This window comes from Mycobacterium asiaticum DSM 44297 (assembly GCF_000613245.1).
Lineage (GTDB): Bacteria > Actinomycetota > Actinomycetes > Mycobacteriales > Mycobacteriaceae > Mycobacterium > Mycobacterium asiaticum.
The window spans coordinates 890,054-891,823 of sequence record NZ_HG964937.1 but is presented as its reverse complement, the minus strand read 5'-3'; the positions used below and the strand labels follow the sequence as shown (position 1 = coordinate 891,823).

Annotated in this window: 1 protein-coding gene and 1 pseudogene; both read left to right on the top strand. The window is 65.5% G+C overall.

Features of this window, described 5'->3' with window-relative positions; all coding sequences use genetic code 11:
* The coding region (locus BN972_RS14495; RefSeq protein WP_148305397.1) for an alpha/beta hydrolase at positions 1-554 on the top strand (554 nt) is incomplete at its 5' end.
* 88 nt (positions 555-642) lie between these two features.
* Positions 643-1,715: pseudogene (locus BN972_RS14490) on the top strand (hypothetical protein).
* Positions 1,716-1,770 lie beyond the last annotated feature (55 nt).

Below are 1,770 nucleotides of genomic sequence, written 5' to 3'. Positions count from 1 at the left end.
GTGTGCCTTGCCTCCCACGACTTGGGGCTTCCTCGCACGCCGAAGAACTCGGTGTCGATGCCGGACGGCTCGCTGTGGTGGGCGACAGCGCGGGCGGGTCGCTGGCGGCCGGGGTGGCGCTGGCCGCCCGCGACCGGGGCGGGCCGGCGATCTGCGCGCAGGTCCTGCTGTATCCCGGCCTGGATCGCGACATGAGTGCGCCGTCGATCACTTTGCTCGCCGACGCGCCGATGCTCAGTCGCGATGACATCGAGTACCTGCACTCCCTGGCCGACACGGGTACCGACCCCTATCTCGTTCCGGCGTACGCGACCGACCTGAGCGGGCTGCCGCCGACGATTGTGGTGACGGCGGGCTGCGACCCGATCCGGGACTGGGGTGAGCGGTATGCCGAGCGGCTTCGCGATACCGGGGTGCAGACCACATGCACGCGCTATCCCGGGATGTACCACGGGTTCCTGATGCGATCGGAGGCGACGGCCCGCGCCCGGGTGGCCATCGCCGAGGTCGGAGGGCTGCTGCGGGCAAAGTTCGACAATCCCCTTCGCTTTTAGCGTCCCGGTCACCGGACAACCGGACTCCGCGGTGCGCCGGCGCTGCGCAGAATCACAGGGGAATCGCACCAGCAGAAGGAGACGATCGATGCTCACCCAGGAGCGGCGGATGGAGCTGTCGGATGTTTTGCGGCCCGCAGCACCGCCCCGCGAGGTCGACAACGTCTACACCGACGACCAGCGTGAGCGGTTGCTCGATGTGGTGCGCACCGAGGGGCCGTGGCGGCTGATCATCTCGCAGCACTTCGCATCGGCCGACGAGCTGATCGCGACGATGAGCGGGTTGTTCCCGGAGGGATACACCCCGTCGCTGGACTTGTTCCTCACGCCGACTTTCCGGGGTTATCTGGCCAATTACGGCGCCGTGCTCTACCCGCAACTGCACGACTGCTTTTACAACGCACGTTTTTGGAGCTTGCCAAGAGCTATTGGAACGCCGAATATGCCAAGCCCCAACTGATGCTTTTCAACATCAACGGCCCGTGCGCGAATCGCGATCCGGGACACCTGGATTCACCCAGTTTCCGCGGTGTGCGGCACGAGAACGCTCCGACGTGGCTCACCAGCGTGATGGGCAAGTCCGGGTTATTCACCGACTACCTGATCAAGATGGCGCAGGTCATCACCTGGTTCTCGCTGGACGGCAGTAGCGGTTTCACCTACTGGCCGGACGGTCCGCTGAAGGCCCCCAAGCGGGTGCTACCGCCGATCTACAACCGCGGCGTGGTGGTGCAGAACGAGATGATGGTGCACCGCGGCGAGGCGAATGGCCCTCTGGAGCAACAGATTCCGGCCGGACTGGCATTCGACACCGTGTTCACCGGCGACCCGGGCGACCGCGACCGCTGGCTGTTGAAGAACGGCGAGGACGTGATCGCTCGCCACCACACCGAGGAACTCCGGTTCCTGGTGCACTGGTCGGCCGAGGTGTTCTCCGACTTCGACGAACTGAAGAAGAACATGGAAGGCTCCGACGACCTGACGATCGAGAAGGCCATCGACATCATGGTGGACGACGCCGGCGCCAGGGGCATCAAACTGGACATACCCAGCGAGCCCCTGCATGACGCGGCGTTCATCAATGCGCTCAACGCGGCGTTCGACCTCGGCGGGCCGTCGGTGTACCCCGCAGAGGCGCCGATCAGCGCGTTCCAGCTGTAGCGCCCGGGTTCCCCGCGAGCAGACGCAGAATCGCACTGAAGCGGTGCTGGTTGTG